The organism is Pseudomonas umsongensis, from assembly GCF_002236105.1.
GTDB classification, from domain to species: domain Bacteria; phylum Pseudomonadota; class Gammaproteobacteria; order Pseudomonadales; family Pseudomonadaceae; genus Aquipseudomonas; species Aquipseudomonas umsongensis.
The window spans coordinates 2,166,208-2,182,853 of record NZ_NIWU01000001.1; the positions used below are offsets into that span (position 1 = coordinate 2,166,208).

Sequence of the window (16,646 nt, forward strand, 5' to 3'; positions counted from 1 at the left end):
GCCACGCTTTAATTGTCCAGTCGACGGAGCTCCAATGCCAACCAACAGCGCATCAGCCAATCCCGTACACAGCGCCCGCGATCGACTGCTCGACGCGGCACTCGAACTCTTCGCCACACACGGCTACCAGGCTATAGGCTTGCGGGACTTGGCGAGCTACCTGGGGCTGCAGGCCGGATCCCTCTACCATCACATCGAAAACAAACAGGCCCTGTTGTTCGAGCTGATCGAGTCGGCCTTATCGGACTTGCTGCTGGACACGCAGCGGCGAATGAAAGGCGCACGAAGCGCTCGCGGGCGTCTTCAGTCGTTCATTCAAGCCTTCGTCGCCTTCAACTTCAACGAAAAATACAAACTGACCCTGGTTAGCCGCGAGTTCACGAATCTGACTGAAGAACAGAAGCAACAGGTTATCCAGCTGAGAAACGAATACGCCGCTATTTTAAACGCCATCATCACTGACTCGTACGGCGAGAAAGGTGCAGCCGCTCGCGACCTCTGCCCCACCACCAGTGCAGTCATTGCCATGCTGTTCGGCCAGTCACAGTGGTACACCCTTGAGACAACCGAAGCACAATTGATAAAAACACTCACCGACGTTGTCACATGCATTATCGCGAACAGGCAGAAGACCGACGCAAGTACGACGCGGTCAATTTCCCGGAGCGCTGTCAATTTTCCCCACCCTCCCCGTGATTCGCTTTATCCTTGATGCAAATCCGATGAAAAGCCATGAATCCTGCATACGGCTGCTGACTGTTCCCCATGCGCAAACTTTTGTACCTGACTGTCTCCATGGCGTTGATCGCCGCTCTAACGACCTACGCCATGTGGGCCGCGGATCGCCCGACGGGCCTCTACCTCTCTGACCTGCGAATCGATGTCGCCGTCGACCAGGGCACGCCCGCTGACCGCGGCAATTTGCTGGGCATCCAGCCCGAGCTGTTTCCCACCGACTACCAAAGCCCCGAGCGCTTGCACCGCAAACTCGCCGCCTACTTGCAGACGGCCCGGGATCAGGGGCTGCTGAATGAAAAAACCATCGTCGTATTGCCGGAGCATGTGGGCACCTGGTTGATGGTCAGCGGCGAAAAAGACGAGTTGTACCAGGCCACCACTTTCAAGGAGGCCATGAACTGGCTGGCCGTGAGCAATCCTTTGAAGTTCGTCCGCGCACTGATTGGCGCCGAAGGCGACAGCCGCATCGAGGACGCGCACCTGCGCATGAAAGCCAAAGGCATGGCCAAGGATTACCAGTCGTTGTTTGGCGGGCTGGCTAAAGAATTTCACGTCACCCTGGTGGCAGGCTCCATCGTGCTGCCCGAGCCCAGTGTCATCGACGGCACGCTGAAAATAGGCCGCGGTGCGTTGTTCAACAGCAGCGTGGTGTTTGGCCGCGATGGCCTGCCAATCGGGCAACCCCAGCGCCAGATGCATCCGGTTTTCGAGCAGCAGGACGCGATCAAGGCCAACGGCGAACATACGCTCAATGTCGTCGACACCCCCGCCGGGCGCCTGGGCGTGCTGATCGGCAGCGACAGCTGGTACCCCGACAACTACCGCAAACTCGACACGCAGCAGGCACAGTTGGTCGCAGTCCCGGCGTTTGTTGCTGGCCGCGGTAGCTGGGACCAGCCGTGGCGTGGCTACAAGGACTCATCGACACCCGGCTCCGTCAGCCTCAAGGCCGGGGAGATCAGTGAAGGACAGGCCTGGCAGCGCCTGAACCTGAGTACTCAGGCACCCGCCAGCCAGGCCATCGCCGGCGTGAGCGTATTCCTGCGCGGACAGTTCTGGGATCAGGGCAGCGCCGGGCAGAGTTTTCTCAGCAGCAACGGCCAGCATTTCGTCGATGGCAAGGCCCGTGGCGCACGCTTGTTGAACCTTTGGCTGTAGGCCATGAAACCCACCCCGATACGCATGGGAGATCTGTCGGTGGGCTTTGTTCACAGCCTGGCCGACGCCGTGCGCAGCCACGGCACGGATCCGCAGCCACTGCTCGAGCAATATGGCCTTGATACGGCCCGACTGAGTGAAGCCGGTGCCCGTCTCTCGATCCCGCGCTACATGCGCCTGGGCTACGCGGCCATCCAACTGACCGGCAACCCGGCACTCGGCTTGCAAATGGGCCAGCTCAGCCGCCTGAGCCAGGCCGGCCTTGCCGGCGTCACTGCCGCCCAGGCACCGACGGTGCGCGAGGCGGCGCGCTGCCTGATTCGATTCGAAGCCTTGTATGGCTCAAACTATCGCGGTCAATCAAGCTTCCACGAAGACGCTCAGGGTGCCTGGCTGCGCTTCTATTCCATCAGCCCCTACAACAGCTATAACCGCTTCGTGGTGGATTCGATCCTCTGCGGCTGGTTGCATCAGTTGTCCAGCGTCAGCCCTGCCCGGCTGCGTGCCGAACGTATCGACATCGAGTTCGAGGAGCCCGGCTACCGCGCTGCCTATGAGGTTCTGGGCGACTGCCCGATCCAGTTTGGCGCCGAGCACAATCAATTGCGCCTGAGCCTGGCCAGCCTTGCCCAGCGCAATCCCGAGCATTGCCCCAGCACCTGGCGACACCTGCTGCAACTGTGCGAGCGGGAACTGGAGCAATTGACCCGCACCCGCAGCCTGCGTGAACGCATCACACAGCTGCTGGGGCCATTGCTTAATGGCGGCCGGGAACCCGACCTGGAAGAAGTGGCAACACGCCTGAAACTGCCGGTGTGGACCTTGCGCCGCAAACTCTCTGAAGAAGGCACGCAATTTCGCGCGATTCTTAACGACACCCGTCGCGACCTGGCCATGACCTATATCCGCGACACTGAGTTGGCGTTCGGAGAAATCGCCTACCTGTTGGGCTTTGCCTCAGCCGAAGCCTTTCAACGCGCCTTCAAGCGCTGGACCGCCCAGACACCCGGCGAGTTTCGCCGCAGTCGCAGGGAAACAGTCGCAGGCAGCAAGCTTTAAAGCTCGGTTGCGTCTTCGGCGGGCTCAGGTGGGTCCAGTTCAAACGCCTGATACTCGAGCAGTTCTTCTTGATAGTCGTCCATTTTCGTATCCCCCACAGCTCATAAAAAAACGTCTGAATAAATGACCAGCGCCTTGAGCCTAAAGTGCCCGCGTGAAAGAAAAATGACGCGGACACGACACTTCGTCGCCTACAGATAAAACGTAGCAGGCGGTTGGGAATTTATCACAGGTTTTTTTTGCTGCAGGTCGCGGGACGACGACCTGTTTGACGCGGATCAAGCTTTGTTATGGCGAGGGGCCCGGAGCATGAGCAGGCCGGGCCCCATCGCACCCATCACTGGCCGGTGATGGGCATGGCCTGGATCGGTTCCGAAGGTGGCGCCATGTCGCTCGGATTGGCCGGTGGCGTGATCACTTCTTCGGTGGCAGGCGCTGGCGCGGCAGTGGGGCTCGAGGTAATGGGTGCAGCCTCAGGTGGCGGCGCTACCGGCTCGGAAGCGGCCGGGGCAACTTCGGCGGCCTTGGCGGCCTCAGGCGCTGGTGCAGGCTGTGCCGCGGATTCCGGGGCCAATGGCGCTGGCGTGGCCTTGGGCTCGGGCACGCCCAGATCGGTTTTCGGCTTCTCGGGGATGTGCGCCGCTGCCTTCACTTCCTTGGGCAGGAACAGCTCCACCAGGGCGAAGAATCGCTCGTAGAACTTGGCTGAGGTGACGGTTTCGCTGGCAACCTTGACCATCGAGTCGTCGGAGGAGCCGATCGGCATCGATACCGAGCCCAGCACGCCAACACCGAGGCTTGCCGAGTTGTTGGTTTTCTTCAGCGCATACTTGTCCTGAAGGGCATTGGCGAACACGGTGGCATGGTGCGCCGAAGTGCCGTCTTCAGCGCAAACCACACTGAAACTGATCTCCATGTGGTTTTCACCGGTCTGCTGGAAGCTCTTGTGCCCACTGACCAGCTTGGGATCACTGCTGGTGATGATATAGCCCTGGCTCAGCAAGGCCCGACGAGCGGCTTCACAGGAGACCGAGTCGGTCACTGGATAGTTACGGGAAAACGTTCCGGAATCATCGAAGTTCTCATGCTCGTAGATGGCGGCTTTCTTCGACGAACAACCGGCAGCAGCAGCCAGCACCAAGGCCAGCCCGACAACCCGCATGGGAATTGATTTAAACATTGAACATCCTGAGAGAAACGGTTCGGGGCGTATTGTGCAACAGATCGATGCTTAGCGGCGCACCGATTGTGTCTTAAAACAGTTACAAAACTGTTGACCCGATGGTCGGGAGAAAATTGCCTGCGTTGCGCAATGCAGCCGAAAAAAAACCCCGGCCTTGCGGCCGGGGTCTTCTTTTCATGCAAAAAGCTCGTGTCCAGATCAGAAACGCTTGATCTCGGCCTGGCTTTCCAGCTGCTTGCGGTAGGCCGCAAAGTCTTGCTGGCCAACGCGCGAAGCGAGGAAGCGACGGTATTGAGCCTTCTCTTCTTCAGTTGGCGTTGCGGCCTCATTCACGCCGTTCAGACGCACGATCATCAGGCTGCCATCAGGCAACGTGACACTGCTGAAGGTCGGCTTGTCCTTGGCGGCAGGCTTTGGCATGCGGAACAACGCTTGCAGCACAGTCGGGTCCAGCCCTTCCTGAGTGCGAGTCGCGGCTTCGGTTACCTTCCAGTTCTGACCCTCGATCGGGCCGTTTAATGGCGTCTTGCCATCGCGCAAGCTGGCAATCAGCTCATCAGCCTTGGTCTTGGCAGCAGCGCTGGCGTGCTCCCTGGCCAATTGCTCGCGGATCGGACCCTCGACCTTTTCCAATGGCAGTTGCGCAGGCTTCAGATGCTCCTTGGCGCGCAACACGATCACGGTTTCGGGGTCGAGTTCGATGGCGGTGCTGTTGGCACCCTCATCCAGTACTTCCGGGCTGAAGGCTGCGGTGACCACGGCACGGTTGGCCGTAATGCCTTCGCCACCTTCGCGGCCGAACGGCTTCGAGGTGTGAACGGTAAGCTTCAAGTCCTGCGCAGGCTGGACCAGGTCGGACGCTTCGAACGAGGCGTCTTCCAGTTGCTTGGTCGCTTCAACGAAACGCTGCTCGACCTGCTGGGCCTTCAATTCACGGGTCAGCTTGTCTTTCAGGCTGGCGAACGTCGGCACTTCAGGCGCTTCCACACCCAACAGCTTGATCAGGTGGAAACCGAAATCGGTGCGAACCGGCTCGGAAACCTGATCCTTGGCCAACGAGTACAAGGCCTTCTCGAATGCCGGGTCGTAGACGCCAGGACCTGCAAAGCCCAGGTCGCCGCCATTGTTGGCGGAGCCCGGGTCCTGGGAGAACTCCTTGGCCAGGGCCTCGAATTGCTCGCCCTTGTTCAGGCGGGCCTGGATCTCGTCGATTTTGGCCTTGGCTTGCGCTTCGGTCGTCTTGTCGTTCACTTCGATCAGAATGTGCGCAGCGCGGCGTTGCTCGGACAGGTTCGCAGTTTCTTTCTGATACGCCGCCTGCAGGTCTTCGTCCTTGACGCTGACCTGATCAAAGAAGGAAGCCTTCTTCAACTCCAGGTAATCGATGACCACCTGATCCGGGGTCATGAATTCCTTGGCGTGCTCGTCGTAGTAGGCCTTGACCTCTTCGTCGGTCAGCTTCACGGCCGTCGGGTCGACCTTGATGCTCAGGGAAGCGAAATCGCGGGTCTGTTTTTCCAGACGGGCAAAGGCCATGACCTGGGCGTCGGTGACGAAACCACTACCCGCCACACCGGCGCGCAGTTGTCCGATCAGCATTTCCTGAGCCAGCATCTGGCGGAATTGCATGCGGCTGTAGCCCAGTTGACGAATCACCTGGTCGAAACGCTCAGGGCTGAACTTGCCATCCACCTGGAATTCAGGCGTTTGCAGGATGACCTGGTCCAGCGCCGCCTCGGAGAAAGCGAATTTGGAATTTTCTGCGCCTTGCAACAGCAGCTTGCGGTCGATCAGGCCTTTGAGGGCCGATTCGCGCAGCATTTTTTCGTCGAGCAAGGAGGCGTCGAAATCCTTGCCCAGCTGTTGCATGAGTTGACGGCGTTGCATATCGACCGCCTGGCTCAGCTCGTTTTGGCTGATTTCTTCACCATTGACCTTCGCCGCCTCGTTTTTGTGCGTCGTAGCCTGGAAAATGGCGTCGAAACCGGTCAAGGCCATCAGTGCAACGATGACCCCGATAATGGTCTTGGCAATCCAGCCTTGTGAATTGTCCCTGATATTTTGCAGCATGCGTCCCCCATAAACGGTTGAACTTCAAATTAGGCAACCGTGGAGCGTGGGTAGAATCCGGATAGAAGAAAGGCGCATCCGAGGATGCGCCTTCTCGTAACTGGCGGAGCGGACCGATGACTCGACCTTGCGAGCCTCGGTGTCTCGAACCGGCAACCTGCCGGCTGGACTACCGCTCCGCTGCCAGGTCAGGCATGACCCCGACCCGGATAGGCAAAAACCTGATTGGAACTTAGTTGACAGCTTCTTTCAGTGCTTTACCAGCTTTGAAGCCTGGTTTTTTGGCAGCTGCGATTTCCAGTGTCTTACCGGTCTGTGGGTTACGACCGATGCGAGCTGGACGATCAGTTACGGAGAAAGTACCGAAACCAACCAGAACCACGGAGTCGCCGGCCTTGAGAGCGCCAGTGACGGATTCGATTACAGCGTCCAGCGCACGGCCAGCAGCAGCTTTCGGGATATCAGCGGATGCAGCGATAGCATCAATCAGTTCCGACTTGTTCACTCTAAGTCCCCTTATATCTATTTGAGTATGATTCTAAGTTTTTTGGTGAAAGCAAAAACGAGTGCTGAATGGCCTACAGACACTTAAGAGCCGCTTTATAACAAGGGCTCTAAAAAGCTGTCAAGGAAGCCCCCCAGGCAAATACGTACTAATGCGTGCTAATTCTTTCCTTAGAATCCGACTCGCGTTTTTCATCCTTCGCGACTATCTCCGGAGCCACATCCGGCAAGGGCTCCGGGGCGTATTGCAGCGCAATTTGCAGGACCTCGTCAATCCATTTAACTGGTTTAATCTGAAGATCTTGCTTGATATTGTCCGGAATTTCCTTCAAATCGCGAACATTCTCTTCAGGAATGATCACCGTCTTGATTCCGCCACGATGCGCCGCCAGCAGTTTTTCCTTCAAGCCACCGATCGCCAATACCTGGCCACGCAGGGTAATTTCACCCGTCATGGCAACATCAGCGCGTACTGGAATGCCGGTCAGTGCCGACACCAACGCCGTGCACATGCCTACGCCTGCGCTCGGGCCGTCTTTGGGCGTCGCCCCTTCCGGCATGTGGATGTGCGTGTCGCGCTTCTCGTGGAAGTCCAGGGGGATCCCCAGGCTCTTGGCACGGCTGCGAACAACGGTCAGGGCTGCGGTGATCGATTCGACCATCACGTCACCCAGGGAACCGGTCTTGATCAGTTGGCCTTTGCCCGGAACGACAGCCGCTTCGATAGTCAGCAATTCGCCGCCCACCTGAGTCCACGCCAGGCCAGTGACCTGACCGATCTGGTCCTGCTGTTCTGCCAGGCCGTAGCGGAATTTGCGCACGCCCAGGAAGTGCTCGAGCATGTCCGCCGTCACTTTCACCGAGAAGCGTTTTTCCAGCGCATGCTCTTTCACGGCCTTGCGGCAGACCTTGGCAATCTGGCGCTCCAGGCCCCGTACACCGGCTTCGCGGGTGTAGTAGCGGATGATGTCGCGGATCGCTTCGGCGTCGAATTCCAGTTCGCCTTTTTTCAGGCCGTTGGCCGTGATCTGTTTCGGCGAGAGGTATTTGACGGCGATGTTGATCTTCTCGTCTTCCGTGTAACCGGGCAGGCGAATGACTTCCATCCGATCAAGCAGCGCGGGTGGAATGTTCATGGAGTTGGAGGTGCACAGGAACATCACGTCTGACAGGTCGTAGTCGACTTCCAGATAGTGATCGTTGAAGTTGTGGTTCTGCTCGGGATCGAGCACTTCCAGCAACGCCGACGCTGGATCGCCACGCATGTCGCTGCCCATCTTGTCGATTTCATCGAGCAGGAACAGCGGGTTGCGCACACCCACTTTTGTCATCTTTTGAATCAATCTTCCTGGCATCGAACCGATATAAGTCCGGCGATGACCACGAATTTCCGCCTCGTCACGTACGCCGCCGAGGGCCATTCGCACGAATTTACGGTTGGTGGCGTGTGCAATGGACTCCGCCAGCGAGGTTTTACCCACTCCAGGAGGACCCACCAGGCACAATACCGGACCACGGATCTTCTTCACGCGCTTCTGCACGGCGAGGTATTCGAGAATCCGTTCCTTGACCTCCTCGAGGCCGTAGTGATCGGCGTCGAGGATGTCTTCTGCGCGAGCCAGGTCAAGGCGCACCTTGCTCTGTGCCTTCCACGGCACCTGGACCAGCCAGTCGATATAGGAACGGACCACCGTCGCTTCGGCAGACATCGGCGACATTTGCTTGAGCTTGTTCAGCTCGGCGGTCGCCTTGGCGAGCGCGTCTTTTGGCAGTCCTGCGGCATCGATGCGCTTTTTCAGCTCTTCGACTTCGTTATGCCCTTCGTCGCTGTCACCGAGCTCTTTCTGAATGGCCTTCATCTGCTCATTCAGGTAGTACTCGCGCTGACTGCGCTCCATTTGTTTCTTGACGCGACCGCGAATGCGTTTTTCGACCTGCAGCAGGTCGATCTCGGCATCCAGCAAAGCCAGCACGTGCTCGACACGGGCCGACAAATCGATGATTTCGAGGATTTCCTGCTTCTGCTCGATTTTCAGCGCCATGTGCGCGGCCATGGTGTCGACCAGGCGGCCTGGCTCGTCGATGCTGTTGAGCGACGACAGGACCTCGGCAGGGACTTTCTTGCCCAATTGCACATATTGTTCGAACTGCGACAGCAGGCTGCGGACAAACACCTCCGACTCACGCTCTGGCGCATCGACCTCGTCGATCAACGAGACTTCGGCGCGGCAGTGGCCATCCACTTCGCTGAAGCGTTCCACGGCACCGCGTTGCTCGCCTTCGACCAGAACCTTGACCGTGCCGTCAGGCAGCTTGAGCAGCTGCAGGACGGTCGCAATCGTACCCACGCGATAAAGTGCGTCTTCACCGGGATCGTCGTCAGCAGGGTTTCTCTGGGCCAGCAGAAGGATCTGCTTGTCGCCCGTCATCGCTGCCTCGAGGGCTTCGATGGATTTCTCGCGCCCCACGAACAGCGGGATAACCATGTGCGGATAAACCACGACATCACGCAATGGCAGGAGAGGCAATTCGATGGTTGTCTTCATGATTTCGCCTCTACGGCGGCCATAAGGCCGGAAACAGATGGAAGTAAGCTTGAAACCAAGATGGGGGCTGCCTTCAAAAAAAACAAGCACAAAGACAGCGTTAAAACCTGGAAAAAACAAAGGGGCCCGAAGGCCCCTTCTTTGTACCGACTGCGCGACGCTTAGGCGTCTGGCGCGGCCTTGGCAGCAGGCTCACTGTTTTCGTAGATATACAGTGGCTTGGACTTGCCTTCTATGACGCTTTCGTCGATGACTACTTTACTCACCTCGGACTGCGAGGGGATTTCATACATGGTGTCGAGCAACACACCTTCGAGAATCGAACGCAGGCCACGGGCACCGGTCTTGCGTTCCAGTGCGCGTTTTGCGACCGATTTCAATGCGTCGGCCCGGAATTCCAGGTCCACGCCTTCCATCTCGAACAGCTTGGCGTATTGCTTGGTCAGCGCATTTTTCGGCTCGGTGAGGATCTGCATCAAGGCAGCTTCATCAAGCTCGTCCAGCGTAGCCAGGACCGGCAGGCGACCGACGAATTCCGGGATCAGACCGAACTTGACCAGATCGTCAGGCTCGACTTCACGCAGGGACTCTCCGACTTTCTTGCCTTCTTCCTTGCTGCGAACTTCCGCGTTGAAACCGATGCCGCCCTTGGTGGAACGGTTTTGAATAACCTTTTCCAGACCGGAGAACGCACCACCGCAGATGAACAGGATGTTACGGGTGTCGACCTGAAGGAATTCCTGCTGCGGGTGCTTGCGACCACCTTGAGGCGGAACGGAAGCCACCGTGCCTTCGATCAACTTGAGCAGGGCCTGCTGTACGCCTTCACCGGAAACGTCCCGGGTGATCGACGGGTTGTCAGACTTGCGCGAAATCTTGTCGATTTCGTCGATGTAGACAATGCCCATCTGGGCTTTTTCCACGTCGTAATCGCACTTCTGCAACAGCTTCTGAATGATGTTCTCGACATCTTCACCCACATAACCCGCCTCGGTGAGGGTGGTTGCGTCGGCGATGGTGAACGGAACGTTCAGCAAGCGGGCCAGTGTTTCGGCAAGCAGGGTCTTACCCGAGCCTGTCGGTCCGATCAGCAAGATGTTGCTCTTGCCGAGTTCGACGTCGTCATTCTTCTTGTCACGCTGGTTGAGGCGCTTGTAGTGGTTGTACACCGCTACGGCCAGAACCTTTTTCGCACGCTCCTGACCAATCACGTATTGATCAAGGATGCCGCTGATTTCTTTAGGCGAAGGCAATTTATGCGCGCTGCTTTCGGCCTGGGCTTCCTGCACCTCCTCACGGATGATGTCATTGCACAGGTCGACGCACTCGTCGCAGATAAAGACCGAGGGGCCGGCAATCAATTTGCGCACTTCATGCTGGCTTTTGCCACAGAAGGAGCAATAGAGCAGCTTGCCGTTGTCCTCGCCGTTGCGGGTGTCAGTCATTCGTTCGATCCAAATCCGATAGGCTTGCAACACAAGATGAAGGCTATTGCGGGCTTTTTCAAGCCCGCCGGTGATCAGACTTGCCGACCAGCCTTGTTTTGAGCTGCTTATTTAAGCGGGGCGCTGGTTGATCACTTCATCGATCAACCCGTACTCACGCGCGGCTTCTGCACTCATGAAGTTATCGCGGTTGGTATCACGCTCGATTTCTTCAAGGGTGCGCCCGCTGTGCTTGGCCATCAGCGTGTTGAGACGCTCACGAATGAAGAGAATTTCCTTGGCGTGGATTTCGATGTCCGACGCCTGGCCCTGGAAACCGCCCAGAGGCTGGTGAATCATCACACGCGAGTTCGGCAGGCAGTAACGCTTGCCTTTGGCACCGGCCGTCAGCAGGAACGCACCCATGCTGCACGCTTGGCCGATACAGGTGGTCGACACGTTGGGCTTGATGAACTGCATGGTGTCATAGATCGACATGCCCGCCGTCACCGAACCGCCCGGGGAGTTGATATAGAGATGGATGTCCTTGTCCGGGTTTTCCGCTTCAAGGAACAGCAGTTGCGCACAGATCAGGTTGGCCATGTAGTCCTCTACGGGGCCCACCAGAAAGATCACTCGCTCCTTGAGGAGGCGCGAGTAGATGTCGTAGGCGCGCTCGCCACGAGCGGACTGCTCGACAACCATCGGGACCAGGCCGCCTGCGGCCTGGATATCAGAGTTCTGCTGAATATACGAATTACGGAACATGCTCTGCAGTCACTCCCAAATAGTTATGTCTTGAATACGCATAAGCCAGCTCGAGAGCTGGCTTATGGTGTGTGCTTCTTAGCGCAAAAATGATCAGTCGGCTTGTGGAGCTTCTACCGGCTTGACCGCTTCTTCGTAAGAGACCGATTTGTCGGTCACGCTAGCTTTCTGCAGAACAGTATCCACAACTTGCTCTTCCAGCACAACCGAACGAACTTCGTTCAGTTGCTGGTCGTTCTTGTAGTACCAGGACACAACTTGCTCAGGCTCCTGATAAGCCGAAGCCATTTCCTGAATCATCTCGCGAACGCGGGCTTCGTCAGGCTTCAGGTCGAATTGCTTGACCACTTCAGCCACGATCAGGCCCAGGACAACACGGCGCTTGGCTTGCTCTTCGAACAGCTCGGCCGGCAGTTGGTCAGGCTTGATGTTGCCACCGAACTGCTGAACAGCCTGCACGCGCAGACGGTCAACTTCGTTGGACAGCAGAGCCTTTGGCACTTCGATCGGGTTGGTGGCCAGCAGACCGTCCATAACCTGATTCTTGACCTTGGATTTGATCGCCTGACGCAGTTCGCGCTCCATGTTCTTGCGAACTTCGGCGCGGAAGCCTTCCAGACCGGTTTCCTTGATGCCGAACTGCGCGAAGAACTCTTCGTTCAGCTCAGGCAGTTTTGGCTCGGATACGGTGTTGACGGTCACGGTGAACTCGGCGGTTTTGCCAGCCAGGTCCAGATTCTGATAGTCCTCTGGGAAAGTCAGGTTCAGGACGCGCACCTCACCGGCTTTAGCGCCAACCAGGCCATCTTCGAAGCCTGGGATCATGCGGCCGGAGCCCAGCACCAGTTGGGTGCCCTTGGCGGAGCCGCCAGCGAATACTTCACCGTCGACCTTGCCTTCGAAATCGATGTTCAGCTGGTCTTCGTTCTGGGCAGCGCGATCGGCCACTTCGAAACGGGTGTTCTGCTTGCGCAGGATGTCCAGCATCTTGTCCAGATCGGCATCAGCCACGTCAGCGCTCAGGCGCTCTACGGTGATACCTTCGAAACCGGCAACGGTGAACTCAGGGAACACTTCGAATACAGCGACGTATTCCAGGTCCTTGCCTGCTTCCAGGGATTTAGGCTCGATCGAAGGCGAACCCGCCGGGTTCAGCTTCTGCTCAACCACAGCTTCGTAGAAGGAAGACTGGATGACGTCGCCTACCGCTTCCTGGCGAGCTTCAGCGCCAAAACGACGCTTGATTTCGCTCATTGGCACTTTGCCTGGACGGAAGCCAGCAATCTTGGCCTTTTGGGCTGTCTGCTGCAGACGCTTGTTGACCTGAGTCTCGATGCGCTCAGCCGGCACGGTGATGCTCATGCGGCGCTCAAGAGCAGAAGTATTTTCAACAGAAACTTGCATGGATATTCCTCGTTGCACAGACGTTAGCCGGCCGTTTCCGACCCCAGAATCAAGGGCATGCATTCTAGTGGGTCAAACTAAAGAAGTCACCCTACTGAAAACGGGTAAAAACGCAGCAGGCAATTTATAGGTGCGAATGCACGAGTGCACCTCGCCCCGGTGGCAAATACAGCCAATCACGCCAAGGCTCTGCGCCAACCCTTCCTTATAGGGAGGAGGTTGCCAATCATTTCCCTGACAGCCGATCTTGCGAACAAGGCCGGCGGGCAGCACGGCATCATCGGGAAACATAAAAACGACGAAACGCCCTGCCCTTGCGACCCGGAACCGGCGGTCGCTGAAACCGCTGAAACAAAAAAGGCGCCAGACTATTAATCTGGCGCCTTTTCGAAATATGGGGTGGACGATGGGGATCGAACCCACGACAACGGGAGTCACAATCCCGTGCTCTACCAACTGAGCTACGCCCACCATATTGCGTGCCAAAGAAGCCAAATCACTTCTTTGTTGAACCTCAACCAGGCCAGGCGGCATGGACGAAGTCTTGTTTGGTGCGGATGAAGAGACTCGAACTCTTACGCCTCGCGGCGCTGGAACCTAAATCCAGTGTGTCTACCAATTCCACCACATCCGCGAGATGAAGCCTTAAAGCAAAGGCGCCAGATTGTTAATCTGGCGCCCTTCGAAATATGGGGTGGACGATGGGGATCGAACCCACGACAACGGGAGTCACAATCCCGTGCTCTACCAACTGAGCTACGCCCACCATATCGCGTTACTTGTGCCAAAGCTGCCTAATGGCGCACCCGGCAGGACTCGAACCTGCGACCATCCGCTTAGAAGGCGGATGCTCTATCCAGCTGAGCTACGGGCGCCTTGTTAATCTGTACTCTTGGAGGACTACAAACTAAGTGCTTTTCAGTTTTGCAGAACCGCAATCCCGCTCAACCTTCTCAACCAGTGCTAGGCTGTGCCCGACAAGTGCGACGAATAGTATAGAGCCCCCTGCAGGTCGTCAAATCCTTTTTGAAAAAAATTCATTTAATTAAAGGGGTTAGCGGAATTTGCAGACCAAGCGCCTTTGCCCTCACCGCATGACATGCGAGAATACGCTCTCTTTTTTTCCCCTCTCGATGGTTAATCACGCGCAATGACTGCACAACTTATCGACGGCAAATCGATCGCCGCCAGCCTGCGCCAGCAGATCGCCCAACGCGTCAACGAGCGTCGCCAGCAAGGCCTGCGCACGCCCGGCCTCGCGGTGATCCTGGTCGGCAGCGATCCTGCCTCTCAGGTTTATGTCTCGCACAAGCGTAAAGACTGTGAAGAGGTCGGCTTCCTGTCCCAGGCCTATGACCTGCCTTCCGACACCACTCAGCAAGCGCTGGCCGACCTGATCGATCGCCTCAATGACGATCCGGCGATTGATGGCGTCCTACTTCAACTTCCTCTTCCCGAACACCTGGACGCTTCCAAATTGCTGGAGCGCATTCGTCCGGATAAAGACGTCGATGGCTTCCATCCTTACAACGTCGGTCGCCTGGCCCAACGCATCCCGTTGCTGCGCCCATGCACGCCAAAAGGCATCATGACCTTGCTGGAAAGCACCGGTGCCAACCTGTACGGGATGAACGCGGTAGTGGTCGGCGCTTCCAATATCGTCGGACGCCCGATGGCAATGGAATTGCTACTGGCCGGTTGCACCGTGACCGTGACCCACCGCTTCACCAATGACCTGGCCGATCATGTCGGCCGCGCCGACCTGGTGGTGGTCGCTGCCGGCAAGCCAGGACTGGTAAAAGGTGAGTGGATCAAGGAAGGCGCGATCGTGATCGACGTCGGCATCAACCGCCAGGAAGACGGCAAGCTGGTGGGTGACGTGATCTATGAAACCGCCCTGCCCCGCGCCGGGTGGATCACTCCAGTGCCAGGTGGCGTCGGCCCAATGACTCGCGCCTGCCTTCTGGAAAACACGCTGTACGCCGCAGAAACCCTGCACAGCTGAGGCTTAAGGCAACGGTCACCCGCGACACAAGGAACCCCGCCCATGGCGGGGTTCTTTTTTGCCCGTGAAACCGGATCGACCATCCGCCGGAAAGTGACTTTTTTTTCATGTTTACAGGGTCTTTCACCCCGTCCTCGAACAACCATCGACAGTTATTCAGCCATACTCCAGAATGTCGCGCTTTTTAAGAAATAGCCCGTTACAAAACGGCTTATCAACACATCATTGAGTCTGCCAGCGTGAAAATCCGTCTTTCCATCCTGAGCCTATTTTTTGCAGTTACAGGGACTTTCATCACGCCAATCGCCACCGCGGGCGACACCACCACCGCGGCGCCTCGAGACACCTCGCAACTCAAACTCGCTTCCGGCAGCTCCTTGTTGCTGGACATGCAGACCAACAAAATCATCTATGCCAGCAATCCGGACGTCGTCGTCCCTATCGCTTCCGTCAGCAAGCTGATGACCGGCCTGGTCGTGGTTGAAGCCCGGCAGAACATGGACGAATACATCAACATCAACATCAGCGACACGCCGGAAATGAAGGGTGTGTACTCCCGGGTAAAACTCCGGAGCGAACTGCCGCGCCGGGAAATGTTGCTGATTGCCTTGATGTCTTCCGAAAACCGTGCCGCCGCGAGCCTGGCCCATCATTATCCAGGCGGCTATGCCGCGTTCATTGCCGCTATGAACGCCAAGGCCCGAGCCCTGGGAATGACCAATACACATTTCGTCGAGCCGACCGGCCTCTCCGCGCGTAACGTTTCGACCGCGCGCGACCTGAGCAAACTGTTGATCGCCGCGCACAAATACCCGCTGCTGACAGAGCTGAGCACAACCAAGGAAAAAACCGTCACCTTCCGTAAACCCGTCTATAGCCTGGGTTTTCGCAATACCGACCATTTGGTTCGCAAGCCAGACTGGGATATCCAGTTGACCAAGACCGGTTTTACCAACGAAGCAGGTCATTGCCTGGTGCTGGTGACCCGGATGAGTAATCGTCCGGTTGCCCTGGTGCTCCTAGACGCCTATGGCAAGTACACACACTTTGCCGACGCCGCCCGCATCCGCAATTGGGTCGAAACCGGCAAGAGCGCCGCCGTGGCTTCTGCGGCCTTGCAGTACAAATCGGACAAGAACCTCAAGCAGCGCCAGAGTGGTGTTGTTGAGGCTTCGAAGTAAGCAGGCAATGGGTGATTGAACACATATGATCGTTCCCACGCAGAGCGTGGGAACGATCATTCGCTACGATGGGCCCCGCCGAAATTGGACGACCTCCCCGCCATCAATCGTTAGGCAACGGCATCTGGTCATCATCAGGAATACCATCACCTTTGCTGGGGTCGTGCCAGCCCTGCGGATGTTCAGTCGGCACCACCGTCGGCCGCGCCAGCGGATCGCGCAGCGGACTGTCCGGGTCCATCACCGGATCCATGTCCTTCTCGGGAGTAGTCGGTACGGTTTCCGGACGTTCGTCGTTGAAGCTCGAATCGGTAGACATACGCACCTCCAAAAGAACTAGGGTTTGAGATTACCCAATGGATCGTAGGGTTTGGCCGGAGCCTTGGAGTTGTCACCCGGCTTCACATCCCTCGGGGCCTTGGCTGGCCCGATTGGATCGACCGCCGGATCGGCAAGGTCCGGGGAGTCGGGATCGAACCCCAACTCATCGCCAGACGAATGCTCGGATGAGTGAGGGCCGTCGGGGGTATTGGAATGTGCCATGACACCTCCTGATAGCCCGGGAAAATCCGGGCCTTTTAGATAAGAGGTTGGCAACGGCCGCAG

At 57.5% G+C, this 16,646-nt stretch carries 14 protein-coding genes and 5 tRNA genes; 5 read left to right on the plus strand and 14 right to left on the minus strand.

Going from position 1 to position 16,646, the window contains the following annotated elements:
- Positions 1 to 34: 34 nt before the first annotated feature.
- The 3 genes from PSUM_RS09785 to PSUM_RS09795 are packed head-to-tail and all read left to right on the plus strand — an operon-like array spanning position 35 to position 2,955.
- Positions 35 to 712 carry a TetR/AcrR family transcriptional regulator gene (locus PSUM_RS09785; RefSeq protein ID WP_033042663.1) on the plus strand — a complete coding sequence of 226 codons (678 nt, stop codon included), beginning with the start codon at positions 35 to 37 and terminating at the stop codon, positions 710 to 712.
- 53 nt (positions 713 to 765) lie between these two features.
- Entirely contained in the window at positions 766 to 1,896 is a 1,131-nt protein-coding gene (locus PSUM_RS09790; RefSeq protein WP_033042661.1) for a carbon-nitrogen hydrolase family protein, read from the plus strand.
- 3 nt (positions 1,897 to 1,899) lie between these two features.
- Entirely contained in the window at positions 1,900 to 2,955 is a 1,056-nt protein-coding gene (locus PSUM_RS09795; RefSeq protein ID WP_083349435.1) for an AraC family transcriptional regulator, read from the plus strand.
- Between the two features lie 337 nt (positions 2,956 to 3,292).
- On the opposite strand, the gene PSUM_RS09800 is transcribed toward PSUM_RS09795, so the two are convergent.
- The 12 genes from PSUM_RS09800 to PSUM_RS09855 all read right to left on the minus strand — a co-directional run bounded on the left by PSUM_RS09800 (position 3,293) and on the right by PSUM_RS09855 (position 13,729).
- Positions 3,293 to 4,135 (minus strand): DUF2242 domain-containing protein, encoded by an 843-nt coding sequence (locus tag PSUM_RS09800; RefSeq protein WP_020800917.1) that lies wholly within the window; start codon positions 4,133 to 4,135, stop codon positions 3,293 to 3,295.
- Positions 4,136 to 4,336: 201 nt separating this feature from the next.
- On the minus strand, positions 4,337 to 6,208 hold the full coding sequence (locus PSUM_RS09805) for a SurA N-terminal domain-containing protein (RefSeq protein ID WP_020800918.1): 1,872 nt from the start codon (positions 6,206 to 6,208) through the stop codon (positions 4,337 to 4,339).
- A gap of 101 nt (positions 6,209 to 6,309) precedes the next feature.
- Positions 6,310 to 6,387: transfer RNA gene (locus PSUM_RS09810), tRNA-Leu, on the minus strand.
- A 53-nt stretch (positions 6,388 to 6,440) separates the two neighbouring features.
- Positions 6,441 to 6,713 (minus strand): HU family DNA-binding protein, encoded by a 273-nt coding sequence (locus tag PSUM_RS09815; protein WP_002552737.1) that lies wholly within the window; start codon positions 6,711 to 6,713, stop codon positions 6,441 to 6,443.
- Positions 6,714 to 6,861: 148 nt separating this feature from the next.
- Positions 6,862 to 9,258 carry an endopeptidase La gene (gene lon, locus PSUM_RS09820; RefSeq protein ID WP_033040883.1) on the minus strand — a complete coding sequence of 799 codons (2,397 nt, stop codon included), beginning with the start codon at positions 9,256 to 9,258 and terminating at the stop codon, positions 6,862 to 6,864.
- Positions 9,259 to 9,419: 161 nt separating this feature from the next.
- Complete coding sequence (gene clpX / locus PSUM_RS09825; protein WP_007946893.1) at positions 9,420 to 10,703, minus strand: ATP-dependent Clp protease ATP-binding subunit ClpX; 1,284 nt, start codon at positions 10,701 to 10,703, stop codon at positions 9,420 to 9,422.
- Positions 10,704 to 10,814: 111 nt separating this feature from the next.
- On the minus strand, positions 10,815 to 11,450 hold the full coding sequence (clpP, locus tag PSUM_RS09830) for an ATP-dependent Clp endopeptidase proteolytic subunit ClpP (protein ID WP_008062468.1): 636 nt from the start codon (positions 11,448 to 11,450) through the stop codon (positions 10,815 to 10,817).
- Between the two features lie 93 nt (positions 11,451 to 11,543).
- The gene (tig, locus tag PSUM_RS09835; protein WP_020800921.1) at positions 11,544 to 12,854 is read right to left on the minus strand and encodes a trigger factor; all 1,311 of its coding nucleotides are present in this window, start codon (positions 12,852 to 12,854) and stop codon (positions 11,544 to 11,546) included.
- A gap of 395 nt (positions 12,855 to 13,249) precedes the next feature.
- Positions 13,250 to 13,325: transfer RNA gene (locus PSUM_RS09840), tRNA-His, on the minus strand.
- 78 nt (positions 13,326 to 13,403) lie between these two features.
- Positions 13,404 to 13,488, minus strand: a tRNA-Leu gene (locus PSUM_RS09845).
- A gap of 56 nt (positions 13,489 to 13,544) precedes the next feature.
- Positions 13,545 to 13,620, minus strand: a tRNA-His gene (locus PSUM_RS09850).
- A 32-nt stretch (positions 13,621 to 13,652) separates the two neighbouring features.
- Positions 13,653 to 13,729, minus strand: a tRNA-Arg gene (locus PSUM_RS09855).
- 275 nt (positions 13,730 to 14,004) lie between these two features.
- On the opposite strand from PSUM_RS09855, the gene folD reads away from it, so the two are divergent.
- Together folD and pbpG are read left to right on the plus strand one after the other, a co-directional pair.
- Positions 14,005 to 14,859, plus strand: coding sequence for a bifunctional methylenetetrahydrofolate dehydrogenase/methenyltetrahydrofolate cyclohydrolase FolD (gene folD / locus PSUM_RS09860; RefSeq protein WP_020800923.1), 855 nt, complete (start codon positions 14,005 to 14,007; stop codon positions 14,857 to 14,859).
- 239 nt (positions 14,860 to 15,098) lie between these two features.
- On the plus strand, positions 15,099 to 16,040 hold the full coding sequence (gene pbpG / locus PSUM_RS09865; RefSeq protein ID WP_020800924.1) for a D-alanyl-D-alanine endopeptidase: 942 nt from the start codon (positions 15,099 to 15,101) through the stop codon (positions 16,038 to 16,040).
- A gap of 103 nt (positions 16,041 to 16,143) precedes the next feature.
- On the opposite strand, the gene PSUM_RS09870 is transcribed toward pbpG, so the two are convergent.
- Both PSUM_RS09870 and PSUM_RS09875 read right to left on the minus strand, forming a co-directional pair.
- A complete protein-coding gene (locus PSUM_RS09870; protein WP_020800925.1) occupies positions 16,144 to 16,359 on the minus strand; it encodes a hypothetical protein in 216 nt (71 codons plus the stop codon).
- A gap of 17 nt (positions 16,360 to 16,376) precedes the next feature.
- Positions 16,377 to 16,583: a DUF6021 family protein gene (locus PSUM_RS09875; protein WP_020800926.1), complete on the minus strand. Its 207-nt coding sequence runs from the start codon at positions 16,581 to 16,583 to the stop codon at positions 16,377 to 16,379.
- Between the last annotated feature and the right edge of the window lie 63 nt (positions 16,584 to 16,646).